We start from the raw sequence: 24638 nt of genomic DNA on the forward strand, positions 1-24638 counted from the left end.
GCGTAATGACGATGGAGGGTACGGATATTGTCCTCTGCGAAACACTACTTGACACAATGGAGAAACGGAATGCTACGCAAGTTTCTGATGGGGGCTGCGGCAACGACCATGCTGGCAGGTGCCGCCATGGCGCAAGATGCGACCTCGGACATTGTTGATACGGCAGTTGCCGCGGGCGATTTCACGACGCTGGTTGCTGCGGTTCAGGCGGCCGGGCTGGTGGACACGCTGAAAGGTGAAGGTCCCTTCACTGTCTTCGCGCCGACGGACGCGGCCTTTGCGGCCCTTCCCGAAGGGACCGTGGACACGCTGCTGAAGCCGGAAAACAAGGATCAACTGGTCTCGATCCTGACCTATCACGTGGTTCCGGGTGCGGTCATGTCTTCGGATCTGACCGAGGGGATGTCGGCAGCCACGGTTCAGGGCGGCGAGGTGACCTTCACGCTTGATGGCGGCGCGAAAGTCAATGACGCCAACATCACCACGGCCGATATCGCGGCCTCGAACGGAGTGATTCATGTCATCGACGCGGTGATCATGCCTCCTGCCAACTGAGGCGAATGGCACAGTTGATCATATGTAAACCAGATAGACCCCGGCTGTATCAGCCGGGGTAGCGTTTTATAGCGATCAGCCGCGGCTGGATTTGGGGATGAACCGGTCGAACATTGCGAGCATGATGATTCCCGCGCCGCAGATCATGGCGATCAGCCAGTCGCCGGCGCCCGCATTGGCCACAATGACGCCGAACAATGCCCAGATGACACCGGCGCGATAGGACCAGACGTGCGGACGGACGAAGGCGACCGCAACAGCCGCAATCAGGACGCAAATGATCAGCGCAATGGCTGCTGTTCGCGGCGGCAATATGCCATATCCCGTCGCCACCACCGACAGGGCGACCCCTGATGCAGCCGTCAGCCAGCCGGTGTATAGCCCGATGGGTGCCCATTCGCGCCAGCCGGGCCCGACCCGCAGCATCGCCATGATCGCAGCCGCCGCCATCACCAGGATCATCGCCGTGGCGATCGATGGGGAACGGAGGGCAGCCTCGATCCAGAACACGCCGATGAACAGGCTGATGCCAAGGGGCCAGGCAGCGCGCCCCCAGCCCGGCATGGTTTCAGGGCGCCAAAGAGCCCATACCGAGGCAAGAATCAGCCCCAAATAGATCAGCCCCCAGATTGAAAAGGCCCATCCAACGGGTTGGGCGGGCCAGCGGTCCACCTGCACGGGAAAGCTTTCCGTGTAAAAGCCGCCAAAGCCATTCGACAGGACGGGCGAAACGGCGAAACCCACAGCCAACAGCAGTATGATGATCCTTGCGTTGCGGTCATTCATTTCAGGTCTCCGATATGGTGGCGCGAAACTGTGCCAAGGCCGCCAGCGCGGCATTGCGCCCCTTGGCCAGCATGGATGGGGGACCGGGGAGCCAAGGTCCGCGGTTCCACGCCGGTGGAATGCTTTGCAGCCAGACCTCAGCCTCTGGGTAAGAGGCACCGTCAAATCCAGCAAGCCAGCGCCGGCGATAATCGCCCTGAGGGTCGTATTGTTCCGCCTGCCTCTCGGGGTTGAAGATGCGGAAATAGGGCGCCGCATCGGGGCCGCAGCCCGCCACCCATTGCCAGTTCATCGCATTGGCGGCCGGGTCCCAATCGGTCAGGCAATCGGCGAAATGCGCCAGCCCCGCGCGCCAGTCGATCAGCAGATGCTTGGTCAACCAGCTTGCAACCACCATGCGCACGCGGTTGTGCATCCGGCCCGTCAACCACATCTGGCGCAATCCGGCATCGACCAGCGCCACCCCGGTTTCCGCCCGCTGCCAGCCGATCAGCTCGGGGGCGTCTTTGCGCCAGGGAAAGCCCTCCCATTCGGGACGGCAGCAGGCAACCGGCATCTGCGGGAACTCGATCAGCAGATGCCAGGAAAAGTCGCGCCAGATCACTTCGGACAGGAACTTGCCGATGCCGGCTGCGTGTTCGGGCGACACCTCGGCCCTCAGCATGGCTCTGGCCCAGACCACGCGTGGACTGATTTCTCCCACCGCAAGATGATCGGAGAGGCCGGAAGTCGCGTCGAGATCGGGGCGATCACGCCCGCCGGGATAGGCAGAGGCTCGGTCGAGAAAGTCGTCCAGCCGGGCAAGCGCGGCGCCTTCGCCCGCAGGCGGGGCAAACTGCTCCAAGGCGGCGCGGCCACGGTGCAGGTCCGGAGCGAGATCCAGTTTCAGTGGATCAAGCCCCTGAAGCGGCTCGGTGCAAGCTGTGATCCGCCGCGGCGCGTCAGCGGCGGGCCGATCGGGGCCGAGCTGCCGCACTGCCCGCGCAAAGGGGGAATAGACCCGATAGGCGCCCCCATTGCCTGTTCGGATCGCCCGGGGGTGCACCAGAAGATGGCCCGGATGCAGGACCAGCTCGGCACCCGCAGGCCGCAGGGCCGCCCGCATGCGGCCTTGCAGCGTCCGCATTTCGGATGTGGGCCAGTCGGACTGGTGCAGCCTGCGCACTCCCAGCCGCTTCATCAACGGTGGCAGGATCTCATCCGCCTCGCCGCGCAGGATCGTGATGCCCTTGCCGCCGGTGCGTTGCCGAAGGGTGGCATCCAGCGATTGCAGCGCGCGCATCAGCCGCCAGCGGCTGGCCGCGCCCTGCGTCATGGTCAGCCGGTCGATGATGAAAACCGGCAGCAGTGGACCATCGGCAATGGCGGCCTGAAGCGCGGGGTTGTCATGCAGACGAAAATCACGGGTCAGCCAGAGGATGCCGGGCGCCGTCATTCAAGCCGCCGCATCCGCGTGGTCAAGCGTCACCTGCACCACATCGCAGCGCCCTGTGGCAAAGGCAGCGGCGCAGCCCTCCAGATAGAACTGCCAGCCGCGCAGGAACGCGTCACCATAGCCAAGCCGCTCGATGCGCGGGCGCTGTTGCATCATCCTCTCGCACCAGATCCGGCAGGTGCGGGCATAATCCGGGCCGAAAGCGTGGCTGTCTTGGACGCGCAGCCCGGCCTTTGCGGCCTCATGGATGATGATCGCAGAACAGGGCAGCATGCCGCCGGGAAAGACATGCTGACGGATGAAATCCGAGCGGCGGCGATATACCGAAAACTCGGCATCAGGCACGGTGATCGCCTGCAAGACCGCCCGCCCACCCGGTGCCAGCCGCGCCTTGAGGGTGGCGAAATAGGTCGGCCAATAGCGTTCTCCCACCGCCTCGATCATCTCGATCGACACGATGTTGTCAAAGCTGCCCGTCACCTGACGGTAATCCTGAAGCCGCACCTCGGCGCGGCCATCCAGCCGGGCATCGGCATAGCCCTTTTGCGAGGGCGACAGCGTGATCGCGGTCACGTCATGGCCGTGATCCGCAGCAGCTTCGGCGAACCCGCCCCAGCCGCAGCCGATTTCCAGCAGGCTTTCGCCCGGTGTCAGTTGCGCCAGGATGCGCGCGTTCTTGCGGGCCTGCGCGCGCGGCAGATCATCGCCTTCACCAAACAGTGCCGAGGAATAGGTCATGCCGGGATCAAGCCACAACTGGTAGAACTCGTTCCCCACATCGTAATGCGCGCGGATATTGCGCCGCGATCCACGCAGACTGTTTGGCCGCATCAGTCGGTCGACCAGCCGCATTCGCATGGCCTGAAGCCGCCCCGGCTCTCCCCAACCGGCCCGAAGGCCAAGGTTGCGCAGGGCCAGCGACAGCGTCGCCTCCAGCGTCTCGCTGTGCCACTCGCCGGCGATCCAGCCTTCGCCCAAGCCCACATCGCCGCGCAGCGCCAGACGCGGAAGCAGCCGCCAGTCGCGGATCTGCAAGTCCGCCTCGGGGCCGGCGCTGCCAAAGCGGTGGCGCGTGCCCTCGGGCGTGGTAAGGGTCAGGATTCCATCGCCGATCCCTTCAAGGGCGGAAAGAAAGCGGGACTTGAGGGAGCGTGTCGCAAGGCTCATCGACTGATTTCCTGATCGGGTGGGGTGGGAACGCGGCGATAGGCAGCGCCTTTGAGTTTCAGGCGCAGCGCGTGCCAATAGATCTGGGCAATCACCCGCAGCGCACCGCCCGGCCGGCGAAAACTTGTTGCAAGAACCCCGAGGGTGGTCAGCGGCACCAGGCGCCCTGTCATGGCGGTGTCGATGCCGCCCGCGCCGTCCTGTTGTGCGATGCGGATGGCGATGCGGTCGGGGTGCAGGGCAAAGCGGAAATGATACTCCCCCGCCACGTCCTGAAAGGGCGAGACGTGAAACACCTTGCGCGCGGTCAGTTCCGTTTCAGCGGTAATCGGCGCAAGGTCGGGGCGGGCCAGCAGATAACTGTGGCGTTGGCCGAAGGTGTTGTTGACCTCGGCAATCGCGGCGATCAGCGCGTCGCCCTGGATCAGCATCCAGAAGCTGACTGGGTTGAACCAGTAGCCCAAGAAACGTGGCTGCGTCACCAGCACCAGCACCAGCCCCGGACGGCGGGCGATCCCGGCCGCGCCGAACTGCGCCCAGGCCCAGTGGGCGCCGGTGCCCGCGCCACGCGGGCCGCCGTGGTCGGAGTCGTAAAAGGCGATCAGGCCAAACCTGTTATGCCCCATCAGCCGGGGCGGGTGAAAATGTTCAGGCGCCAGCAGCAGATGATCGGCATGGGTACGGAATGTGTGGCGCAGGGCACCGCGCCGGGCATGGGTCACCAGCGCGGGCATCGCCAGCACCTCACCCGCCTCAAGCCGCGCGGCGAGGGTCATGGCAGCACCGCCACAGGCAGCAACCGCCGCGCGATGCGCATGGCGCTGGCAAAGCCGTCTTCGTGAAAGCCGTTGCGCAGCCATGCTCCAGCAAACCAGGTGTTGCGATTGCCCTGCATCGCGGCAATCCGCGCCTGTGCGTCCAACGCCGTAAGATCAAAGACCGGATGACGGAAGGTTACCTGATCGTAGATCAAACGCGGGTCGATCCCGTCACCCGCGTTCAGCGTGACAAACAGCGGATCGTCGTCCGGGACATTCTGCAGCCTGTTCATCCAATAGGTGACGGCCACACCCGCTCGCCCGGTATCGCCCCGGCTGACCCATGAACTCCAACATCTGCGGCGGCGCGGCATCACGGATGGGTCTGCGTGAAGGACAGCGTGGTTGGGCTGGAACCGGATTGCCGAAAGGGCGGCCTGTTCGGTCCCGTCAGCATCACTCAGCATCGCGAGCGCCTGATCGGCATGGGTTGCAAGGATGACATGATCGAAACTTTCGGCCTCTGCCCCTTTGGCGCGCAGGGTTACGGTCTCGCCGCTGCGCGTGACCGCCCCCACGGAAGTGCCGGGGCGCAGATCGACTCCGGCCTGCACCAGCGCCGCCAACAGGCGCTCGACATAGGAGATCGAGCCGCCGTCCACCGTCCACCACGGGTGATGCTGGCCGCGCGACAATAGCCCGTGGTTGCGCATGAACCGCACCATCGCACGGGCCGGGAAGGCCCCGATGTCGTGATCGGGCGTGGACCAGATCGCCCCGCAGAACGGATAAAGGTAATGGTCGCGAAATCGTGCACCCAGACGCATCCGCGCGATCAGGGCGGCGATGGTCATCTCGGGCGCTGCCGCCACTTCGGCCTCGGCCCCGGCATTGAAGCGCAGGATGTCGCGGATCATCAGGTGAAAGCGCGGGTCCACGATGTTGCGGCGCTGGCCGAACAGCGCATTGCCGGACCGCAGCGCATATTCCACCCCGCCAGCGTCCAGCGAGACGCCAAAGCTCATGTCGCTTTTGGCGATTGGCACGTCAAGGTCGCGAAACATCGCCGTCAGATGCGGGTAATTGACATGGTTGAACACGATGAACCCGGTATCGACCGGCTGATCGCCCCGCTTGCCGGCAAGAACCGTGCGCGCGTGGCCGCCAAGCCGGATCGCTTCTTCGTATAACGTAACATGATGGTGGCGCGACAGAACCCATGCGCAAGCCAGGCCCGATATGCCCCCGCCGACGATGGCAATTCGCTGCGGCGCGCCGTTGGTGATGTCAAAAGGCATCTGGACTCCACTAACTCTTTGAGAAGCTTACGCGTGGAACCTGGCCTTGGATCAATCAAACCGAAAAATTGCCGTAAGAATGATCTGCTACGCCTTGTCACCCGTATTGCATGGCATGAACACTGCATTTGCACCTGTCGAGCCTTGCACTTATAGAACGCTCAGTCCGATGGCACCGCCACTGGTCGATAGCGGTGCCGTGGGTGCCACAGTGGTGAGTCAGCAGCCGATGAGTGATCTTTCCGAGTTGAGTCGAGATTTGATCGCTGTCCGCGACAGCCGTGACCGCGCGGCGTTCGGACGGCTCTTTGACCATTTTGCCCCAAGGATCAAGGCGATGATGCTGCGCGGCGGGCTGCGCGACGGCACTGCCGAGGATGTGGTGCAGGATGTGATGCTTGCGGTCTGGCACAAGGCAGGGCAGTTTGACCCGCATCGCGCCGACGCGGCCGGTTGGATCTATGGCATTGCCCGGAACCGGCGCATCGACATGGCGCGCCGCCGCCCGCTGGCACAACCCGACGAGATGCCCGAGCTTGAGAGCCTGGAACCCGACGCAGACCAGATCATCGCTCTGCAGCAGGAGGCGCGCCACCTGGCCGAGGCACTTGCGCGACTCGCTCCCGAACAGGTCGAGGCGCTGCGCGCCGCCTATTTCGATGACGTTCCCCATAGCCGTATCAGTGAAATGACGGGCTTGCCGCTTGGCACCATCAAGTCCCGCATCCGCCTTGGCCTTGAACGCCTCCGGCACGAGCTGAAGAAGATAGCACCATGACCGCCATCCGCCACCACATCCCCGACGACATGCTTGACGCGTATCGCGCTGGAACCTTGCCACATGCCTTCGGCGTGGTCGTGGCTGCGCATCTGTCACTTTGCGACCAATGCCGCGCCCGCCACGAGGCGGCAGACATGATCGGCGGCGCGTTTTTGCTGGGTGCAGAGGGTGCAAACCTGCGCGCCGATGCACGCGACCGTATGATGGCGGCACTGGACGCACCGGCGCCGAAACCGCCCCCGCGCGCCTCTGGCCCGTTTCCCTCGGCTGTGATGCACGAATTGGGCGGAAGGCCGCCGCACTGGCGCATGTTGGGCGGTGGCATCCGCCAGCAGATCCTGACCACCGATCGTGAAGGCTCGCTGCGGTTGTTGTATATCCCGCCGGGCAAGGCCGTGCCCGAACACGGGCATAGCGGGCAGGAATTGACGCTGGTGCTGCAGGGCAGCTTTTCCGACAGTGCGGGCGCATTTCATCGCGGCGACGTAGAAGTGGCGCATGACGAGATCGACCACCAACCCGTGGCCGGCCCAGGCGAGCCTTGCATCTGCCTGGCGGCAACAGATGCGCCCCTGCGCTTTCGCGCGCTGATCCCGCGGCTGTTGCAGCCGATCTTCCGGATTTGAAGGATGGGCCATGCAGGCCGCCGCATCTGGATCATTGGTGCCAGCGCCGGGATCGGCGCTGCACTTGCCCGGGCGCTGGCCGGGCAAGGTGCGCAGCTGATCCTTTCCGCCCGCGATGGTGACGCGCTGGAGGTGCTGGCCACGGAATGCGGCGGTGCGCAGGCCCTGCCGCTGGATCTGGGACAACCCGAAACGCTGGCAGCGGTGGTGAAGCGGCTTGCGCTTGAGGCGCCGCTCGATGCGATCATCTGCACCGCCGCGCTTTATGATCCCGGTCGCGTCGCCGACATCGACCCCGCCCAAGCCGAGGCGATGGTGCGGGTCAACATCCTGGGCATGATCGAGGTCGCCCGCCAATGCCCCCCGCTGCTGCGCGACGGTGGACAGTTGGTGCTGTTCGGCTCGGTTGCGGGCTATATCGGTCTGCCGGGGGGGCAGCCTTATTCAGCGACCAAGGCTGCGGTGAACAACCTGGCCGAAACGCTTGCGGTCGAACTGGCACCGCGCGTGGACGTGCGGCTGGTCTGTCCTGGCTTCGTCCAGACCAGATTGACAGCAAGAAACGACTTTGCCATGCCCGCAATCATCACTCCCGAGCAGGCGGCAGAGGCGGTGCTGCGCGGGATGCAGCGGCGGGGATTCGAGATCCATTTCCCGCGCCGCTTCACCTGGGTGATGAAGCTGGTGCGGGCCTTGCCTTATGCGCTCTCGCTGCGCCTGTTGCGACGCTTGGGCTGATCGTTCAGTTAAATCGCCCCGAAAGTGCCAGAACGCCAATCCAGGCTGAAAATCCGGTCAGGAGCATGCCCCACAATCCATCGATGATGACCTGCTCCCACGACCAGTCGGCGAGCGTGGCGTAATTGGTCATCTCATAGGTACCATAACACATTAGCCCGATGACCATGCCTCCGATCAAAGCCTGTAGGGGATCGTTGCCCTTCAGCGCGGGCCAGGAAACCAGCCACACAAGCCCGGCGATATATCCCAGATAGAACAGCGCTGCCGGACCAAGCCGCAGCGGATCGGCAAGAAGATGGCCGACATTGCGCTCGAACACCGGCCGGATGAGAAACCGGATCCCTATCGCATCCAGAGCGAGAAACACCGCGGCGGTTGCAGTATAGAGAAGCGCGACTTGAAGCATGGGGAGTCCCTCGAAATTCTTGAGCTGCCAGTTGTCGTACAGCCGCCGCAGATAGGGCGAACCTTCTGCTATTCGGGCCATTTTCTTTGCTTTACGCACATAACCTCGCAGCAGATCAATTTTTGCGTGCAGAACGGCAGACTGATCGTCCCTCATCATAGACGACAGCGCCGAGCGCATTCGGGCCCCAGGGACGGTGTGGACGTCAACCTCCGCTGACACCTGACGGCATAACAATGCGCCAAACCAATGCTTTCCAAGCACGATCTGAGATCGTGTTCAAAAAAATATAATACAATCAATGCGTTACAATTGGAGAAGGTTGGATATCAGGCCCATCCCCTCCGCCAGTTTTTCTATTAACAAGCTGATTTACTTAATGTATTTGACCTCATTGGTCCTGTGACATACGAAATGACATACATGTTTTCGGTGGGCATGCATGGCCTCTGACGGCACGTATCGGACACTTGGTGATCACAAAGGCATCTGGTTTGGCCCGGTGCCTACGCCTTAGAAGGCGTTCCCAGCCCACGGCATTGTAGTTGCCAGCAACAGAAGGAACCTCGAGGAACATACTTCGGCACAGCCCGAGGTGATGGCGACGTCGACGGCTCTTTCTGCCGAAAGCTCGAATCGAGCCTTATGAATGACTACAGCCTCGCAGGTCTGCTATCGCGGCTGGCCATTGCTGCGCTCACCGGTTCCGCGAGTGAGATTAGGGGTATCGGCAGAAATGACGAACCGGATGCTGGCCGCGTTACACCGCCGACGGGCTTGACCAACGAGCTAGAGCGAAAAGTGCCGATCCCACCGGTAGGCAAATCGGCACCAACGGCTATTCGTCGTCGGCCGAAATCAGGTCCAGCGCCGACAACAACGCGTCCCTTTCGATCGCGCCGGCGAGGATCAGTTCCTTGCCGGTTTGCGTATCGGAGAGGCGGTCCACACCCACACCTTCCAGTACATCGTCGAGAGTCTCGGCCTGGACGAGGGAGAGCTGTTCAACATGTATCGCGAGGTGCCGTCGATCACCGACAAGGCGGCGTGGGCGCTCGACTACACCCGCCATCTCGACGATCCCGAGTTCAAGACCGGCACGGACGAGACCGACCAGGCCTTCCTGCGCGACCTGGTCGCCTTCTACGTCGTATTCGAGGGCATGTGGTTCTACACCGGCTTCGCGCAGATCCTGTCGCTCGGCCGGCGCAACAAGATGGTAGGCATCGCCGAGCAGTACCAGTACATCCTGCGCGACGAGTCGATCCATCTGAACTTCGGCATCGACGTCATCAACCAGATCAAGCTGGAGAACCCGCATCTGTGGACCTCCGCCTTCCAGGACGAGGTGCGCGGCATGCTGAAGGACGCGGCGGAGCTCGAGGCGTCTTACGGCCGGGACACGATGCCGCGTGGCTTCCTCGGCCTCAACGCGGCGTTGTGCGAGGAATATATGCACTTCATCGCCAACCGCCGCTGCGCCCAGCTCGGCCTCAGCCCCGTCTTCGCCGAGGCGGAGAACCCGTTCCCGTGGATGTCGGAGGCGATGGACCTGAAGAAGGAGAAGAACTTCTTCGAGACCCGCGTCATCGAATACCAGAACGGCGGCGCGCTGAGCTGGGATTAGGAGAAGGAGGAGGGGCCGGTCGCTGCCCGGCCGGCCTTTGCCCTTATTCGGTCTGCGTGCCGGGCTCGTGACCGGCGACGAAGATGGTGACGCCGTTGTCGTCGCCGAATTCCAGCGCGATCACGTCGTTCAGCAGCACCGAGCGCGAGTCGAGCGCGTGGTAGAAGATCGCGCTGCCCTGGATCTCGTTGCGCAGCTCGGTGATCTGGCTTTCGAACTCGGCCGCCTTGGCCTCGACCGCGGTTTCCTCGTCGCCGAAATCCGGCAGGAAGACGATGTCGACCCGGTCGATGCTGAAGCGGCGGCGCACCTCGCCGGTGTTCTGCGGCGTCTTCTCGATGGCGGCGACGATGCGGTCCTCGTCGTCGGCGACCGCTTCCTCGTTGGTGTTGACGTCGGAGCCGACGATGGCGTCGATGGTGCCTTCGGTGTTGAGGCCCTGCGCCATCAGCGGGCTGCCGGGCGCGACGGCGACGGCCAGCGCCGCCAGCAGCACGAGATGGAGGAAACCGGGCTTTTCCGGGGTGCGTATTGCGTTCAAGGATCAGTCTCCCTTTCCTTTACGCGGGACAGGTTAATGGGCTCGAAAGAACCCAATGCGCGAACGGCGCGATTGTTTCGCGCCTTTTTCCCGGCCGCGAACGGCGGGATGCGCCTCGCGAACGGCGAACCGTCCGTCGAGGGCGGGGAGGGTTTGGCCCTTTATGGCGGCGAGGTCAAGCGCCCGGGGGGAGGGAAGGCGGCGTGGCGCGGGGCCGCGCCCTCAGAGCGTGTCCTTCACCGCGCGGATCGCCTCGGCGATCGTTCCCGCCCACTTCGCTGCGTTTTCCGGCGTCCGGATCAGGTCGTTCCTGACCTCGAATTCGACGCAGGGCAGGCCGCGCTTCTCGCCGTGGACGGGGATGGCGTAGTCGGTCTCGTCGCCGACGCTGTAGGGCTCGTTGATACCGACGCAATAGCCGGTGTTCCGCTTCAGCCACTCGCCCACCGCCGGGGCGAACGCAGTGTCGCGCTTGTAGAGGACGCCGATTTCCCACGGCCTGCTGATGCCCCGGAACACCGGCGTGAAGCTGTGGATGGTGACGAGCAGCGTGCGCCGGCCCTCGGCCGCCCGTTGGTCGAGCGCGCCCGCGACAGCGTCGTGGAACGGCCAGAAGATCGCCTCGGCGCGCGCCTTCCGTTCCGCCTCGCCGATGCCGGCATTGGCGGGGATGACCGTGTCCTCGCTGCGGGCCGGGGTAAAGTCCTGAACGTCCGGCCGGCGGTTGCAGTCGCAGACGAGGCGCGAGTAGCGCTGCGTGAACAGCGGCGCGTCGAGCATCGCCGACAGCGTCGTCGCCACGTCCTTCGCGCCGATGTCCCAGGCGATGTGGCGCTGAAGGTCGGTGTCCGACAGCCCCATGTCGCCATAGGCGCGCGGGATCAGCCGGCCGGCATGCTCGCAGATCAGGAAGAAATCCGATTGCCCCCCGGCATTGTGAATCTCGAGCGGGTGCGGCTCGTCCTGCGCCAGGATCGGGAAGACGGCGGCCTGAACGGAACGGGTCAAGATGAAACCTCCTGGGCGAAATTGTCTGAAATCGTACAAAACCGCATGAAAAATTCAACTTGTATCTTTTCGTTGACGTTGCCGCGACGAGGACCCTATCATCGCGGCAACGAAAACATCGAGACATGAATTGAGGGGATGACGGGCCAGGCGATTATCGAGGCAAGGGGGCTTTCCATGCGCTTCGGCGGCGTCGTCGCCGTCGACGGCTATTCGCTGACCCTCGGCCGAGACGATCTCGCCGGGCTGATCGGGCCGAACGGCGCGGGCAAGACCACGGCCTTCAACCTCCTGACCGGCGTGCTGCGCCCCTCGGCCGGCTCCATCGCCGTCGACGGCCATGACATGACCGGGCAAAGGCCCCATCGGCTGGCCGCGGCCGGTCTGGCGCGCACCTTCCAGAACATCCGCCTGTTCGCCGACCTGTCGGTGCTGGAGAACGTGATGTGCGGCGGCCACATGCGCCGGGGATCCTCGCTGTTCCCGACGCTCGCCTGGTCGCCGTCCTTCCGCCGCAACGAGGCCGCCATCGCCGCGGACGCCGCCCGCATCGTCGGCGAGGTCGGGCTGTTGGCCGCCATCGACCGGCGGGCGGGAGACCTCTCCTACGGCGACCAGCGCCGCGTCGAGATCGCCCGCGCGCTGGCGACCGGCCCGAAGGCCCTTCTGCTCGACGAGCCGGCGGCCGGCCTGAACCCCAGCGAGACGCAGGCGCTGGTCGATCTGATCCGCCGCATCAACGGCGAGTTCGGCATCGGCGTCCTCGTCGTCGAGCACGACATGCGCCTCGTCATGGACCTGTGCCGGCGCATCCAGGTCATCAATCGCGGCCGCCTCGTCTGCGAGGGCACACCGGCAGAGGTTCAGGCCGACCCGGCCGTGATCGAGGCCTATCTCGGCACGCGGCGTCAGGGGGCGGCCCATGGCTGAGTCCGCCATGCTCGATGTGAAGGGGCTGAACGTCCATCGCGGCGCGACGCATGTGCTGAAGGATGTCTCCTTCGAGGTGGGCAGGGGCGAGCTCGTCGCGCTGATCGGCGCCAACGGGGCGGGCAAGTCCACCACCTTGCTCGCGCTCTCCGGGCTGCTGCCGGTCAAGGCGGGCAGCGCCGTGATGGCCGCCGAGGCCGGCCCGCTGGAGCTGACGCGCGCCTCCACCGAGGCGATCGTGCGCGCCGGGCTGATCCACTGCCCCGAGGGCCGGCAGATCTTCCAGTCGCTGACGGTCGAGGAGAACCTCGCCCTCGGCGCCTATACCCGCACCGACAGGGAATGGATCGAGCGGACGACGCAGGAGGTCCATGCGCTGTTCCCGATCCTGCGCGAGCGCGCCTCGACGCCGGCCGGCGCGCTTTCCGGCGGCGAGCAGATGATGGTGGCGATGGGCCGTGCGCTGCTCGGCGCGCCGAAGCTGCTGCTGCTCGACGAGCCCTCGCTGGGCCTCGCCCCCAAGGTGATCGAGACCATCTTCGACGTCATCGCCGAGCTGAAGGCGCGCGGCGTCACCATCCTGCTGATCGAGCAGAACGCGGCGATGGCGCTGGAGATCGCCGACCGCGCCCATGTCATGGAGAACGGCCGCATCACCCTGTCCGGCACCGGGGCGGAGCTTGCCGGGAACGACAGGGTGCGGCAGTCCTATCTGGGGGTCGCGGGATGAACCAGTACCTCTTCCAGCAGCTCATCAACGGCCTCGCGCTCGGCAGCCTCTACGCCCTCGTCGCCATCGGCTTCTCGATGATCTACGGCATTGTGCGGCTGATCAACTTCGCCCATGGCGACCTCGTGATGATCGGCGCGTTCTCGACGCTGGGCATGGTGCTCTACGGCGTGCCGTGGCCGCTCATCCTGATTTTCGTGCTGATGATCGGGGCGCTGGCAGGCATGACCATCCAGACCCTCGTCTTCCGCCCGATCATCGGCGCGCCGCAGGTCACGGGCTTCATCGCCACGCTCGCCGTTTCCATCGTCATCCAGAACACGGCGCTGATGATCCTGTCGGGCCAGCCGCGCAACTTCCTGTTCCCGGCGGCGATGCGCCAGCGCGTCTCGCTCGGCGGGGTCAGCGCCTCGATGACCGACCTCGTCATCATCGGCCTGACGATGGCGCTGATCGCGCTCCTGTTCGTCGTCGTCTACCGCACGCGGCTCGGCCGGGCGATGCGCGCCACCGCCGAGAACCTGATGGCGGCGCGGCTGATGGGCATCGCCGTCAACCGCACCATCCTCGCCGCCTTCGCCATCGGCTCGGCGCTCGCCGCCGTCGCCGGCCTGCTGTGGGGCGGCAAGTTCGGCCAGATCGACCCGCTGCTCGGCTTCGCGCCGGGCCTCAAGGCGTTCATCGCCTGCGTCATCGGCGGCGTCGGCTCCATCGGCGGCGCGATGCTGGGCGGCTATATCCTCGGCCTCGCCGAGGTGCTGTTCGTCGGCCTCCTGCCGCAGGAATATGCCGGCTATCGCGACGTGTTCGTGTTCTCGCTGCTGATCCTCATCCTTCTCGTCAAGCCGTCGGGGCTGTTTGTCCGCCATGTCGAAGAGCGCGCCTGAGACATCCGGGGCGGTGCCCCCGGCCGCAGGATCTGCCGCCGCCGCGCCGCTGCGGGCAGTGCTGGCGCTGATTGCCACTGCTGCGCTGGTGTGGCTGCTGACGCGGGGCGCGAGCCCTTACCTGACGACGCTGGTGGCGGTGATGTTCATCAACGCCGCGCTCGCCGTCTCGCTGACCCTCACCAACGGCATGACCGGCATGTTCTCGCTCGGCCATCCCGCCTTCATGACCATCGGCGCCTATGTCGCGGCGATCCTGACCTTCCCGTCGCGGCGCAAGGGCTCGATGCTGCCGGACCTTCCCGAGTTCATCGCCGGGCTCGACCTGTCGCTGCTGCCCGCCGCGCTGATCGCCGGCGTCGTCGGCGCGGCCATCGCCTTCCTTGTCGGCCTGCCGGTGCTGCGCCTGCGCGGCCATTATCTCGCGGTGGCGACGCTGGGCTTGATTGTCATCGTCCAGGGGCTGGCGATGAACTGGAACGGCATCACCCGCGGCGGCGCGGGCCTTTCCGGCATTCCGCGCCTGTCGAACATCTGGTGGGCCTTCGGCTTCCTGGCGCTGACCTTCGCCGCCGTCTGGCGGATCAAGCATTCCTCGCTCGGCCGGGCGATGATGGCGACGCGCGAGAACGACCTCGCCGCCGAGTGCACCGGCATCGACACGGTGCGCATGCGCATGCTCGCCTTCGTGCTCGGCGCGTTCTTCGCCGCCGTCGCCGGGGCGCTGATGGTGCACCTGATCAGCGTCGTCACGCCGCGCACCTATTCGATCCTGCTCGCCTTCAACCTCGTGGTGATGATCGTCATCGGCGGCTCGGGCAGCATCGTCGGCGCGGTGCTGGCCGCCTTCGCCATCACCGGCCTGTCGGAGGCGATGCGCCCGGTCGAGGAATCGTTCGGCCTCTACGGCATGAGCCAGGTGATCGTGGCGCTGAGCCTGATCCTCGTCCTCTATTTCCGGCCGCAGGGCCTGTTCGGCAGCGGCGAGCCATGGCCGGTGACGCGCTATCTCAACGGCAGGAGACGCTGATGGGCGAGCCCCGCGCGCAGGACGTCTTTAGCAGCCGCGCCCGGCCGCTCGAAGCGGCGCGCATGGCGCTGCTCGTCATCGACGCGCAGAACTGGGTGATGGACGAAGAGAACCGCCAGCCGCGCCCCCACTTCTACGAAGACGCGCGCGGCTTCGTCATTCCCAACATCGCCCGGCTGGCCGAGGCGTCGCGCCGCCTCGGCGTCGAGGTGATCTACACGGTGATGGAGAACTTCACCGAGGACGGGCGCGACCGCAGCCTCGACTACAAGCTGTCGAACTTCTTCATCGCGAAGGGATCGCACGACGCGAAGGTCATCGACGAATTGCGCCCCGGCCGCGACGAGATGGTGATCCCGAAAACCTCGTCCAGCCTCTTCAACTCGACCAATTTCGAGTATCTGGTGCGCAATATCGGCATCGACACCGTCGCGGTGACCGGCTTCCTGACCGACCAGTGCGTCGACCACACCATCCGCGACGGCGCCGACCGCGGCTTCCACATGATCTGCGTCAGCGACGGCGTCGCCACCGACACGCGCGCCCGCCACGAGGCCGCGCTCAACGCCTTCAAGGGCTATTGCCGCACCGAGACCACCGCCTCGCTGATCGCCGCGATGGAGCGCGATTTTAGCGCCGCGTGAGCGGGCAGGGGGCGCTTTGCCGAGTCCCGTTCGCGCCGACCCCTCACTGACCCTTCGGGCCACCTCTCCCCAGAGGGGAGAGGAAAAGGCCAAGCTGAATAAAATGCCGGCAAGGCGGCCGCGATTTTCCTCTCCCCTCTGGGGAGAGGTGGCGAGCGCAGCGAGCCGGTGAGGCGTCCGCGCCGACGTTGAACGTTACCTGGCCCCCCCTCAGTACGCCGCCGCATAGCGGGCGCACTGCTCCTCGACGGAGAGCTTGTCCATCATCTCGGCCTCGAAGCGCTTGTGCGCGAGATAGGCCTTCTTCAGCTCCGCCCCGAAGCTCTCCGCCAGCACGGTGTCGGCCTCGAACAGGTCGAGCGCCTCGCCGAGCGACTGCGGCAGGCGCACGATATCCAGTTCGCGCAGGCGTTCGGGCGAGAGGTTCTGCGGCGCGCCCTCGCACACGGCCGGGATCGGCAGGCCGGAATCGAGGCCGTGGAGGCCGGCGGCCAGCATCGCGCCGAGGACGAGATAGGGGCTCGCCGCCGCGTCGGCGGCGCGGAACTCGAAATGGAACTGCTTCGTGATGTCCGCCGTCTGGAAAACCGGGCAGATGCGCACGCCCGCCTCGCGGTCGCGATAGCCGAGATTGTTGTAGGCCGCGCTCCAGCGGTTCGGCGTCAGCCGCAGGTAGGAGATCGAGGCGGCGGCGGTGACGGCGGTGATGGCCGGCAGGCACGCCAGCATGCCGGCGACGAAGCTGCCGGCCCGCGCCGACAGGCCGTCGGCATGCGAGGGATCGTGGTTGACCGGCGCGCCGGTCGCGGCGTCCATCAGGCTGAAATGGACATGGACGCCGTTGCCGACCGCGTCGGGCCGCAGGATCGGCGTGAACGAGACCCGGCTGCCGAGATCGTGCGCGACCGCGCGCGCGATCTCGCGCACCGCCACCGCCTGGTCGGCGGCCGCGACGCCGACGGCCGGGCCGACGGTGACCTCGTACTGCTTCGGCCCATATTCCGGCATGAAGGTGTCGAGCGAAAGGCCCGCCTCCTTCAGCGCGCCGAGATAGCGCTCGGCGAACGCGCCCTGCCGGCGGAAGGAATCGAGCGCGTAGCTGGCGTTCGGCTTCTCCTCCACCGCCTCGTAGACGAATTCGTGCTCGAACGCGGCCTTGACCTTCAGCCCGTGGCGCTCCTCGATCGCGGCGAGGACGCGCTTGAGGAAGCCGCGCGGGCACACCGGCCACGGCGTGCCGTCGAGATGCAGGATGTCGCCCATGACGAAATGCTCGGCCGCGGCGTCCGACCCGAAATCGATGCGCACGCGGGTGTCAGGGTCGGGGATCAGCACGAGGTCGCCGAACGGCCCCCACGGGCTCGGCGCGATCGGCCCGTGCGCAGTGATCATGCTGTTGGTCGGCGTCCAGCCGATGCCCTTCTTCAGCCGGTCCGCGAGATCGGATGCCGGAAACCCCTTGCCCCGCGTCTGGCCGCCGAGGTCGGTGGTGCACAGCATTACGATTTCTTCTTTTTTCATCCTGGTCCCCTTCTTTCCCGTTCGGGCCTGTCCTATCCGGCGCGCTCGCCGCGCAGGACTTCGAGCCGCTCGATCCTCTTCCTGCCGTCGGCGCCGATCCGCGCCGCGGTCGCGCCGACCATCGCCTCGCCCAGCGCCATGCCCACCGTCAGCATGTCGAACACCGAGGGCGCCTCGACCGGAAACGGCAGCACGTGCCGGGCCACGCGCGAGATCGGTGATTGCCACACGTCGGTGAACAGCACCACGGTCGCGCCCTGCTGCGTCGCCGCCTTGGTGGCGAAGTCGATGACGTCCTGCTGGTAGCGGCGCACGTCGAACACGACGAGCACGCTGTTGCGGCCGATGTCGAGCAGCTGGTGCGGCCATCGCTGCGTCTGCCCGCCGATGACATGGATCTTGCCGCGCACGGCCGAGAGCAGTTCCGCGATATAGGTCGCGAGGTTTGAGGAATAGCGCCCGCCGAGGAAATGGATGTCGCGGCGCTGCTCGGCCAGCAGTGCGGCGACGTTGTCGAACTCGCTCGCCGGGACGACGCGCTCCAGCTCCTCGAGCCGCGCCGCGACATTGGCCGTGAACCGGCCGAGCGAATGCGAGGGCGCGCCGGCCTCCCGTTCCTCCGGCCGGCTGAAGCGCAGCAGCGGCGATTGCAGCGTCACCTCGAGATGCCGGCGCAGCGAATCCTGGAAATCGGCGTAGATGGAAAAGCCGAGGCGGCGCACGAGCCTGAGCACCGTCGCCGTGCTGACGCCGCTCTGCTCGGCGAATTCGGCGACGGTGTTGAGGCCGGCCATCGGGTAGTTGGCCATCAGGTGGCGCGCGGCGCGCGCCTCGCGCTGGCTCAGCGACGGCAATTCCCTTCTCAGGCGTTCAAGCACGTCGGCGGGTTCCGTTCCTGCCATGGACTTTCCTCCCCTTCCTGTATCAAATCAGACAAATTTGATTTGATGAAGAAAAATGTACCGTTCTGTTGACGAATGGCGCCAGCCATTGCATCCTTGTTTCATAAATGCCGCACGTTTTGCGGGCTGTCCGCAAGGCGTTGGGCAGGCGGCATAACAAAGGGGAAGCGAGATATGAAAGCACTTCTTTCCGTATCGGCCCTGGTCATGGCGGCCATGCTCGGCACCGCCGGCGCCCAGGATGTCATCAAGATCGGCGCGCTTTACAATCTGACGGGCGGCATGTCGTCGCTCGACGGCCCGTCCCTGAAGGGCGCGCAGCTCGCCGCCAAGCAGATCAACGCCGCCGGCGGCCTCCTCGGCAAGCAGATCGAGCTCATCGCCCCGGACGGCAAGACCGACCAGCAGGAAACCGCCATCGCCGCCCAGCGCGTGCTCTCGGAGGGCGTCGTCGCCGGCTTCGGCCAGTCCGACACCACCTTCGTCATGGCCGGCGCGCCGCTGTTCCAGGAAAAGGGCGTTCCGTTCCTCACCTCCGGCGCGACCCACCCCGAGCTGCCGCAATGGGTCGGCGACCACATGTTCATGACCGCCTTCGGCGACGACGACCAGTCCTACGCCATCGCCGACTACGTCTACGACAAGCTCGGCGCCCGCCGCGTCGCGGTGTGGACCGACAACTCGATGGACTTCACCAAGGCGCTGAGCAAGTTCTTCGTCGAGCGCTTCAAGGAGAAGGGCGGCGAGATCGTCGGCGAGGACATCTTCATGATGGGCGACACCGACTTCTCGGCCCAGATCGCCCGCCTCGCCGCCATCGATCCCAAGCCCGACGCGGTGTTCGTCTCGGCGATCCCGTCCGAGGCGGGCCTGTCGGTCAAGCAGATCCGCGAGCAGGGGCTCGATCTCAAGATCGTCTCGGGCGACGGCTTCGACACCCAACTCGTCTCGACCGTGCCCGGCCCCGAACTCGCCAACGACGTCTACTTCTCCACCCACACCTATCTCGGCGACGACCGCCCGGAGGTGAAGAAGTTCATCGAGGACTACAAGGCCGAATACGGCATCGAGCCGGAGAACTCCTTCGCGCCGCTCGGCTACGACGCGCTCAACCTGCTGGCCGACGCCATCAAGCGCGCCAATTCGGACGAGCCGGCGAAGATCCGCGACGCGCTGGCCGAGACCCGCGGCTTCAAGGCGGTCACCGGCGAGATCAGCTACACCCGCGAGACCATGGTGCCGCCGAAGCCGATCTCGATCATCAGCGTCACCGGCGGGGAATTCAAGGTTGAGGAAATCTGGCTTCCCGAGTAAGCCGGACTTCCTATGAGCGGACGGGGCCTTCGGGCTCCGTCTTCTTTTGTGTCTTACGAGCAAGAGGCAGGAATGAGCGAACAGGCCGGCAGCACCCTTGCGCGCTACGAGGGCAGGGACCGCAAGCTCGTCGCGGCGCGCACGGCCGTCCTCGTCGTCGACGCGCAGAACGCCGAGCTCGTTCCGGAAGTGCTGGCGCAGTATCCCGACTTCGACCGCGCCCTGCACGGCCGCGCCTTGCCGGCGATGAAGAGGCTGGTCGACGGCGCCCGCGCGAAGGGTGTCGAGATCGTCTACACGGTGATCGAATCCCTGACGCGCGACGGCCGCGACCGCTCGCTCGACCACAAGCTCTCCAACATCCACATCCCGCGCGGCTCGCATCTCGGCAAGGTCATCGACCTCGTCGCCCCGCATGACGACGACATCGTCCTGACCAAGACCTCGTCCGGCGTCTTCAACTCGACCAATATCGACTATGTCCTGCGCAATCTCGGCGTCGAGAACGTCGTCGTCGCCGGCTTCCTGACCGACCAGTGCGTCGACATGGCGGTGCGCGACGGCGCCGACCGCGGCTATTACATGATCTGCGCCGAGGATGCCTGCGCCACCTATACCGACGAGCGGCACACGACCGGCCTGCGCGCCTTCGGCGGCTATTGCCGCGTCCAGGACGTCGACGCGGTGCTGGCCGACCTCGTCTGAGGATCGGGCGTGCCGCGGCCGCCAGCCTTGGCGTAACATCGGCGTAACATTATCGTGACCCACGGCCGTCCGGCCGCGCGCCGCATCGTCCGCGAACGGGCGAAACGGCCGGCTGTCGCAGCGATTGCGGCTTTCGGCGGGGTGAAAATGCCGATCCGGCGCTTCGCCGCGTTGAAAGCGGTCGCGCGCGTCCCTATAACCCGATGAAACGGCAATGCGCGGCGGCCGGAATCGCCGCGGGCACTCCGGACAGAGAGGATATTCATGCCCTGGAGCAATCAGAGTGGCGGCGGCGGGCCCTGGGGCGGCGGCGGCGGAAACGGTGGCGGCCCGTGGGGCCAGGGACCGCGCGGTCCCGGCGGCCCGGGCGGGCCCGGCGGCACGCCGCCCGATCTGGAGGACATCATCCGGCGCGGCCAGGACAGGCTGAAGAACGCCCTGCCGGGCGGCGGCGGCGCCAACCCGGCCATGTTCGGCCTCATCGTCCTTGGCCTGGCCGTGCTGTGGCTGTTCCAGGCGGTCTATACCGTGCAGCCTGACGAGCTGGCCGTCGAGCTGCGCTTCGGCAAGCCCAAGGACGAGATTTCCGAGCCGGGCCTGCACTTCCACTGGTGGCCGATCGAGACCGTCGAGCGCGCGACCGTGGCCGAGCGCCTGATCAATGTCGGCGAGGCACGGGGCGGCAACGCCTCCACCGGGCTGATGCTGTCGGGCGACCAGAACATCGTCGACGTCCGCTTCTCGGTCGCCTATCAGGTCAACGACCCGAAGGCCTATCTGTTCAACGTCTCCGATCCCGACGCCACGCTCAGGCAGGTCGCCGAGAGCGCCATGCGCGAGGTGGTCGGCCGCCGTCCGGCACAGGACATCTTCCGCGACGACCGCCAGGGCATCGCCGAGGACGTGCGCGAGATCATCCAGAACACCATCGACGGCTATGCCGCCGGCCTCGCCGTCACCGCGATCTCGATCGAGGACGCCGCGCCGCCGCGCGAGGTGGCCGACGCCTTCGAGGAGGTGCAGCGCGCCGAGCAGGACGAGGACCGCTTCGTCGAGGAATCCAACCAGTATTCGAACCAGCAGCTCGGCCGCGCCCGCGGCGAGGGCGCGCAGATCCGCGAAGACGCGGCCGCCTACAAGAACCGCGTGGTGCAGGAAGCCGAGGGTGAGGCGCAGCGCTTCATCTCGGTCTACGACGAATACGCCAAGGCGCCGGACGTGACGCGCAAGCGTCTGTTCCTCGAAACCATGGAGACCGTGCTGAAGAGCTCGAACAAGGTCATCGTCGAGCAGGGCAGCGGGCAGGGCGTGATCCCCTACCTGCCGTTGCCCGAATTGCGCGCGAACCAGCAGGCCGGCCAGGGAGGCAACTGACATGGCAAACCGTCTTCCCTTCATCGCGGTCGCCGCCGCGATCGTCCTGTTCCTGATCTGGTCGTCGATCTTCGTCGTCAACGAGCGCCAGCAGGCCATCGTCCTGCGCTTCGGCGAGATCGTCGACGTCAAATCCGAGCCGGGCATCTACTTCAAGCTGCCGCTGCCCTTCATCGAGGCCGACAACGTCCAGATGATCGAGGACCGCGTCATGCGCTTCGACCTCGACGACATCCGCGTCCAGGTCTCGGGCGGCCGCTTCTACGAGGTCGACGCCTTCATCGCCTATCGCATCTCGGACCCGCGCCGGTTCCGCCTCGCGGTCTCCGGCTCGGTGCCGCTGGCCGAGCAGCGCCTGCGCACCCGCCTCGACGCGGCCCTGCGCCGGGTCTATGGCCTGCGCGGCTTCGAGGCGGCGCTGTCCGAGGAGCGCGGCTCGATGATGCGCGAGGTCGCCGAGCAGCTTCGCCCCGACGCCACCTCGCTCGGTCTCCAGATCGTCGATGTCCGCATTCGCCGCACCGACCTGACGGCCGAGGTGTCGCAGCAGACCTACGAGCGCATGCGGGCCGAGCGCCTCGCCGAGGCCGAGCGCCTGCGTGCCCGTGGCCGCGAGGCGGCGCAGCGCATCCGCGCCCGCGCCGACCGCGAGGTGGTCGAGATCGTCGCCGACGCGCGCCGCGAATCGGAGATCCTGCGCGGCGAGGGCGAGGCGGAGCGCAACGCGATCTTCGCCGACGCCTTCAACCGCGATCCCGACTTCTTCGAGTTCTATCGCTCGATGGCGGCCTATACGTCCGCCCTGCAGGGCTCGGGAACGACCATGCTGCTGTCGCCGGATTCGGACTTCTTCCGCTTCTTCGGCAGCGCGCAGGGGCAGGCGCAGCCCGCCCCCGCGGCTCCGGCGGCTCCGGCTGCGCCGGCGGCCCCCGCCGGCCCGGCGACACAGCAGTAGCGTGGACGATTTTCTCGTCGCGCTCGGCCTCGTGCTCGTCATCGAGGGCGTGCTCTATGGCGGCCTGCCGAACCTCGCGCGGCGGCTGGCCGCCGAGGTTCTGGCGACGCCGGAGCAGACACTGCGCACGGCCGGGCTGGTCGCCGCCGCCATCGGCGTCGGCATCGTCTGGCTGGTGCGGACCTGAGGGCGTGAAGGCCGGATCGTCCCGTCAGCGGGAAAATCCGGCCCGGAGCAAGTCCAGGAAAAGTGTGAAGCACTTTTCCGTCCGGAATTGCGTAGAAACGATCCAGCGCCGCAAACGCGCCTCAATCCCGGAAAGGATGGGGCGTCACGTCGGTTCCCAGTTCCACCCGGAGACGATTTCCATGGCTTCGACCTTTCTGTCTTCCGCAACCGGCCGGGCGCTGATCGGCGCGACGGCGCTCGGCCTCGCCGCGTCCGTGATCCCGCTTCACGGCGCGCATGCGCAGGAGGTCGCCCCCGCTCCCGCGCCGGCCGTTCCCTCGCACGGCCCGGCCTCGGTGGCCGACCTCGCCGAGGGGCTGCTCGACGCGGTGGTCAACATCTCGACCTCGCAGACCGTCGGCCCCCGGGGCGGCCAGCGCGGCGGCCCACGCGCCACCCCGCCGCGTCCGAGCCTGCCCGAAGGCTCGCCCTTCCAGGAATTCTTCGACGAGTTCTTCAACGAGAACAACCGCGGCGGCGAGGGCGGCCGCCGGGTGCAGTCGCTCGGTTCCGGCTTCATCATCGACGCCGCCGAGGGCATCGTCGTCACCAACAACCACGTCATCGCCGACGCCGACGAGATCGAGGTCAACTTCGCCGACGGCGGCAAGCTGAAGGCCGAGCTGGTCGGCACCGACCCCAAGACCGACATCGCGGTGCTGAAGATCGACCCCGGCCAGCGCAAGCTCACCGCGGTCCAGTTCGGCGATTCGGCGGGAATGCGCATCGGCGACTGGGTGATGGCGATCGGCAACCCGTTCGGGCTCGGCGGCTCGGTGTCCATCGGCATCGTCTCGGCGCGCGGCCGCGACATCAATTCCGGCCCCTATGACGACTTCATCCAGACCGACGCCGCCATCAACCGCGGCAATTCGGGCGGGCCGCTGTTCGACATGCACGGCCGCGTCATCGGCATCAACACCGCGATCATCTCGCCGTCCGGCGGCTCCATCGGCATCGGCTTCTCGATTCCCTCGCAGCTCGCGGTCTCGGTCATCGAGCAGCTGCGCGAGTTCGGCGAGACGCGGCGCGGCTGGCTCGGCGTGCGCATCCAGCCCGTCACCGACGACATCGCCGAAAGCCTCGGCATGGACGAGGCGCGCGGCGCGCTGGTCGCCGGCATCATCAAGGGCGGGCCGGTCGACGACGGGTCGGTGCAGCCCGGCGACGTCATCATCCGCTTCGACGGCAAGGAGGTGCGCGCCATGCGCGACCTGCCGCGCATCGTCGCCGAAAGCCCGGTCGGCAAGGCCGTCGATGTCGTCCTGATCCGCAAGGGCGAGGAGCAGACCGTCAAGGTCACGCTCGGGCGGCTGGAGGATGGCGAGCGCATCGCCGAGGACGGCACGACGCCGCCGGCCGACGAGGCGCCGGTCGCCACGGCCGCCGTGCTCGGCATGACCGTCGCCGAGCTCGACGACGCGGCGCGCGAGAAATTCGCCATCGCGGCCGAGGTCTCCGGCGTCGTCGTCTCCGAGGTGGCCGAAGGCTCGGCCGCGGCCGAGCGCGGGGTCGCCGCCGGCGACGTCATCACCGAGATCGCGCAGGAATCGGTCTCCACCCCGCAGGAGGTGGTCGACCGCATCGCGGCGCTGAAGTCGCAGGGCCGCCGCAACGCGCTGCTGATGCTGGCCTCGAAGACCGGCGAGCTGCGCTTCGTGACGATCAGGATGGATTGACCGCCGACGC

General features: G+C 66.3%; 25 protein-coding genes and 1 pseudogene. 16 read left to right on the forward strand and 10 right to left on the reverse strand.

Going from position 1 to position 24638, the window contains the following annotated elements; genetic code table 11:
* The first annotated feature begins 69 nt into the window (after positions 1–69).
* Positions 70–555, forward strand: coding sequence for a fasciclin domain-containing protein (locus M9945_RS08130; protein ID WP_090617789.1), 486 nt, complete (start codon positions 70–72; stop codon positions 553–555).
* A 75-nt stretch (positions 556–630) separates the two neighbouring features.
* Here the strand turns inward: M9945_RS08130 and M9945_RS08135 are convergent, their stop codons facing one another.
* From M9945_RS08135 to M9945_RS08155, 5 genes are read right to left on the reverse strand one after another with little or no spacing between them, the layout of a single operon-like run.
* Entirely contained in the window at positions 631–1341 is a 711-nt protein-coding gene (locus tag M9945_RS08135; protein WP_147428079.1) for a hypothetical protein, read from the reverse strand.
* Position 1342: 1 nt separating this feature from the next.
* A complete protein-coding gene (locus M9945_RS08140; RefSeq protein WP_287885342.1) occupies positions 1343–2776 on the reverse strand; it encodes a deoxyribodipyrimidine photo-lyase in 1434 nt (477 codons plus the stop codon).
* Positions 2777–3943, reverse strand: coding sequence for a cyclopropane-fatty-acyl-phospholipid synthase family protein (locus M9945_RS08145; protein ID WP_062563576.1), 1167 nt, complete (start codon positions 3941–3943; stop codon positions 2777–2779).
* The gene (locus M9945_RS08150; protein ID WP_090617780.1) at positions 3940–4719 is read right to left on the reverse strand and encodes a DUF1365 domain-containing protein; all 780 of its coding nucleotides are present in this window, start codon (positions 4717–4719) and stop codon (positions 3940–3942) included. Before M9945_RS08150 ends, M9945_RS08145 begins: the two co-directional genes overlap by 4 nt.
* Positions 4716–5999 carry an NAD(P)/FAD-dependent oxidoreductase gene (locus M9945_RS08155; RefSeq protein ID WP_367944103.1) on the reverse strand — a complete coding sequence of 428 codons (1284 nt, stop codon included), beginning with the start codon at positions 5997–5999 and terminating at the stop codon, positions 4716–4718. Before M9945_RS08155 ends, M9945_RS08150 begins: the two co-directional genes overlap by 4 nt.
* A gap of 229 nt (positions 6000–6228) precedes the next feature.
* Between M9945_RS08155 and M9945_RS08160 the strand changes: the two genes are divergently transcribed.
* Genes M9945_RS08160 through M9945_RS08170 form a run of 3 tightly spaced genes read left to right on the forward strand, consistent with a single transcriptional unit; the run spans position 6229 to position 8144 of the window.
* On the forward strand, positions 6229–6777 hold the full coding sequence (locus tag M9945_RS08160) for a sigma-70 family RNA polymerase sigma factor (protein ID WP_287885349.1): 549 nt from the start codon (positions 6229–6231) through the stop codon (positions 6775–6777).
* Positions 6774–7406 (forward strand): ChrR family anti-sigma-E factor, encoded by a 633-nt coding sequence (locus M9945_RS08165; RefSeq protein ID WP_119898624.1) that lies wholly within the window; start codon positions 6774–6776, stop codon positions 7404–7406. The genes M9945_RS08160 and M9945_RS08165 overlap by 4 nt, the downstream gene beginning before the upstream one ends.
* A gap of 3 nt (positions 7407–7409) precedes the next feature.
* Positions 7410–8144, forward strand: coding sequence for an SDR family oxidoreductase (locus tag M9945_RS08170; RefSeq protein ID WP_062563581.1), 735 nt, complete (start codon positions 7410–7412; stop codon positions 8142–8144).
* A 4-nt stretch (positions 8145–8148) separates the two neighbouring features.
* Here the strand turns inward: M9945_RS08170 and M9945_RS08175 are convergent, their stop codons facing one another.
* Positions 8149–8733: a DUF2177 family protein gene (locus M9945_RS08175; protein WP_367944104.1), complete on the reverse strand. Its 585-nt coding sequence runs from the start codon at positions 8731–8733 to the stop codon at positions 8149–8151.
* A 757-nt stretch (positions 8734–9490) separates the two neighbouring features.
* Here M9945_RS08175 and M9945_RS08180 point away from each other — a divergent pair.
* Positions 9491–10180 (forward strand): annotated as a pseudogene (locus M9945_RS08180) (ribonucleotide-diphosphate reductase subunit beta); the annotation flags it as partial.
* Positions 10181–10223: 43 nt separating this feature from the next.
* Here M9945_RS08180 and M9945_RS08185 read toward each other — a convergent pair.
* Together M9945_RS08185 and M9945_RS08190 are read right to left on the reverse strand one after the other, a co-directional pair.
* A complete protein-coding gene (locus M9945_RS08185) occupies positions 10224–10721 on the reverse strand; it encodes a hypothetical protein (protein ID WP_367944105.1) in 498 nt (165 codons plus the stop codon).
* Between the two features lie 222 nt (positions 10722–10943).
* Complete coding sequence (locus M9945_RS08190; RefSeq protein ID WP_367944106.1) at positions 10944–11729, reverse strand: N-formylglutamate amidohydrolase; 786 nt, start codon at positions 11727–11729, stop codon at positions 10944–10946.
* 138 nt (positions 11730–11867) lie between these two features.
* Between M9945_RS08190 and M9945_RS08195 the strand changes: the two genes are divergently transcribed.
* The 5 genes from M9945_RS08195 to M9945_RS08215 are packed head-to-tail and all read left to right on the forward strand — an operon-like array spanning position 11868 to position 15950.
* Positions 11868–12659: an ABC transporter ATP-binding protein gene (locus M9945_RS08195; RefSeq protein ID WP_367931004.1), complete on the forward strand. Its 792-nt coding sequence runs from the start codon at positions 11868–11870 to the stop codon at positions 12657–12659.
* Positions 12660–12666: 7 nt separating this feature from the next.
* Positions 12667–13389 carry an ABC transporter ATP-binding protein gene (locus M9945_RS08200; RefSeq protein ID WP_367944798.1) on the forward strand — a complete coding sequence of 241 codons (723 nt, stop codon included), beginning with the start codon at positions 12667–12669 and terminating at the stop codon, positions 13387–13389.
* On the forward strand, positions 13386–14276 hold the full coding sequence (locus tag M9945_RS08205) for a branched-chain amino acid ABC transporter permease (protein ID WP_367944107.1): 891 nt from the start codon (positions 13386–13388) through the stop codon (positions 14274–14276). Before M9945_RS08200 ends, M9945_RS08205 begins: the two co-directional genes overlap by 4 nt.
* 13 nt (positions 14277–14289) lie before the next feature.
* Positions 14290–15306: a branched-chain amino acid ABC transporter permease gene (locus M9945_RS08210; RefSeq protein WP_367944108.1), complete on the forward strand. Its 1017-nt coding sequence runs from the start codon at positions 14290–14292 to the stop codon at positions 15304–15306.
* Positions 15306–15950, forward strand: a complete 645-nt coding sequence (locus M9945_RS08215; protein WP_367944109.1) for a cysteine hydrolase family protein — start codon at positions 15306–15308, stop codon at positions 15948–15950. Before M9945_RS08210 ends, M9945_RS08215 begins: the two co-directional genes overlap by 1 nt.
* A 210-nt stretch (positions 15951–16160) precedes the next feature.
* Here M9945_RS08215 and M9945_RS08220 read toward each other — a convergent pair whose 3' ends face one another.
* Positions 16161–17471, reverse strand: a complete 1311-nt coding sequence (locus M9945_RS08220) for a glutamine synthetase (RefSeq protein ID WP_367944110.1) — start codon at positions 17469–17471, stop codon at positions 16161–16163.
* Positions 17472–17503: 32 nt separating this feature from the next.
* The gene (locus tag M9945_RS08225) at positions 17504–18373 is read right to left on the reverse strand and encodes a MurR/RpiR family transcriptional regulator (protein WP_367944111.1); all 870 of its coding nucleotides are present in this window, start codon (positions 18371–18373) and stop codon (positions 17504–17506) included.
* 174 nt (positions 18374–18547) lie between these two features.
* Between M9945_RS08225 and M9945_RS08230 the strand changes: the two genes are divergently transcribed.
* From M9945_RS08230 to M9945_RS08255, 6 genes are all read left to right on the forward strand, one after another.
* On the forward strand, positions 18548–19687 hold the full coding sequence (locus tag M9945_RS08230) for an ABC transporter substrate-binding protein (protein WP_367944112.1): 1140 nt from the start codon (positions 18548–18550) through the stop codon (positions 19685–19687).
* A gap of 72 nt (positions 19688–19759) precedes the next feature.
* Positions 19760–20392: an isochorismatase family cysteine hydrolase gene (locus M9945_RS08235; RefSeq protein WP_367944113.1), complete on the forward strand. Its 633-nt coding sequence runs from the start codon at positions 19760–19762 to the stop codon at positions 20390–20392.
* A gap of 264 nt (positions 20393–20656) precedes the next feature.
* Entirely contained in the window at positions 20657–21766 is a 1110-nt protein-coding gene (hflK, locus tag M9945_RS08240) for an FtsH protease activity modulator HflK (RefSeq protein ID WP_367930996.1), read from the forward strand.
* Between the two features lies 1 nt (position 21767).
* Complete coding sequence (gene hflC, locus M9945_RS08245; protein ID WP_367944114.1) at positions 21768–22721, forward strand: protease modulator HflC; 954 nt, start codon at positions 21768–21770, stop codon at positions 22719–22721.
* Position 22722: 1 nt separating this feature from the next.
* Complete coding sequence (locus M9945_RS08250) at positions 22723–22908, forward strand: DUF2065 domain-containing protein (protein WP_367944115.1); 186 nt, start codon at positions 22723–22725, stop codon at positions 22906–22908.
* A gap of 181 nt (positions 22909–23089) precedes the next feature.
* Positions 23090–24628: a DegQ family serine endoprotease gene (locus M9945_RS08255; RefSeq protein ID WP_367944116.1), complete on the forward strand. Its 1539-nt coding sequence runs from the start codon at positions 23090–23092 to the stop codon at positions 24626–24628.
* The last annotated feature ends 10 nt before the right edge of the window (positions 24629–24638 follow it).

Source organism: Aquamicrobium sp. (genome assembly GCF_023954335.1).
Taxonomy (GTDB): domain Bacteria; phylum Pseudomonadota; class Alphaproteobacteria; order Rhizobiales; family Rhizobiaceae; genus Aerobium.

Bases quoted from the DNA above. Each gene is read 5' to 3' on its own strand.
- hflC (WP_367944114.1), top strand. From the start codon at position 21,768: ATGGCAAACCGTCTTCCCTTCATCGCGGTCGCCGCCGCGATCGTCCTG.
- M9945_RS08225 (WP_367944111.1), bottom strand. From the start codon at position 18,373: ATGGCAGGAACGGAACCCGCCGACGTGCTTGAACGCCTGAGAAGGGAA.
- M9945_RS08255 (WP_367944116.1), top strand. From the start codon at position 23,090: ATGGCTTCGACCTTTCTGTCTTCCGCAACCGGCCGGGCGCTGATCGGC.
- M9945_RS08150 (WP_090617780.1), bottom strand. From the start codon at position 4,719: ATGACCCTCGCCGCGCGGCTTGAGGCGGGTGAGGTGCTGGCGATGCCC.
- M9945_RS08170 (WP_062563581.1), top strand. From the start codon at position 7,410: ATGGGCCATGCAGGCCGCCGCATCTGGATCATTGGTGCCAGCGCCGGG.
- hflK (WP_367930996.1), top strand. From the start codon at position 20,657: ATGCCCTGGAGCAATCAGAGTGGCGGCGGCGGGCCCTGGGGCGGCGGC.
- M9945_RS08195 (WP_367931004.1), top strand. From the start codon at position 11,868: ATGACGGGCCAGGCGATTATCGAGGCAAGGGGGCTTTCCATGCGCTTC.
- M9945_RS08205 (WP_367944107.1), top strand. From the start codon at position 13,386: ATGAACCAGTACCTCTTCCAGCAGCTCATCAACGGCCTCGCGCTCGGC.
- M9945_RS08175 (WP_367944104.1), bottom strand. From the start codon at position 8,733: ATGCGCTCGGCGCTGTCGTCTATGATGAGGGACGATCAGTCTGCCGTT.
- M9945_RS08215 (WP_367944109.1), top strand. From the start codon at position 15,306: ATGGGCGAGCCCCGCGCGCAGGACGTCTTTAGCAGCCGCGCCCGGCCG.
- M9945_RS08230 (WP_367944112.1), top strand. From the start codon at position 18,548: ATGAAAGCACTTCTTTCCGTATCGGCCCTGGTCATGGCGGCCATGCTC.
- M9945_RS08165 (WP_119898624.1), top strand. From the start codon at position 6,774: ATGACCGCCATCCGCCACCACATCCCCGACGACATGCTTGACGCGTAT.
- M9945_RS08140 (WP_287885342.1), bottom strand. From the start codon at position 2,776: ATGACGGCGCCCGGCATCCTCTGGCTGACCCGTGATTTTCGTCTGCAT.
- M9945_RS08160 (WP_287885349.1), top strand. From the start codon at position 6,229: ATGAGTGATCTTTCCGAGTTGAGTCGAGATTTGATCGCTGTCCGCGAC.
- M9945_RS08235 (WP_367944113.1), top strand. From the start codon at position 19,760: ATGAGCGAACAGGCCGGCAGCACCCTTGCGCGCTACGAGGGCAGGGAC.
- M9945_RS08200 (WP_367944798.1), top strand. From the start codon at position 12,667: ATGCTCGATGTGAAGGGGCTGAACGTCCATCGCGGCGCGACGCATGTG.
- M9945_RS08135 (WP_147428079.1), bottom strand. From the start codon at position 1,341: ATGAATGACCGCAACGCAAGGATCATCATACTGCTGTTGGCTGTGGGT.
- M9945_RS08220 (WP_367944110.1), bottom strand. From the start codon at position 17,471: ATGAAAAAAGAAGAAATCGTAATGCTGTGCACCACCGACCTCGGCGGC.
- M9945_RS08145 (WP_062563576.1), bottom strand. From the start codon at position 3,943: ATGAGCCTTGCGACACGCTCCCTCAAGTCCCGCTTTCTTTCCGCCCTT.
- M9945_RS08130 (WP_090617789.1), top strand. From the start codon at position 70: ATGCTACGCAAGTTTCTGATGGGGGCTGCGGCAACGACCATGCTGGCA.
- M9945_RS08155 (WP_367944103.1), bottom strand. From the start codon at position 5,999: ATGCCTTTTGACATCACCAACGGCGCGCCGCAGCGAATTGCCATCGTC.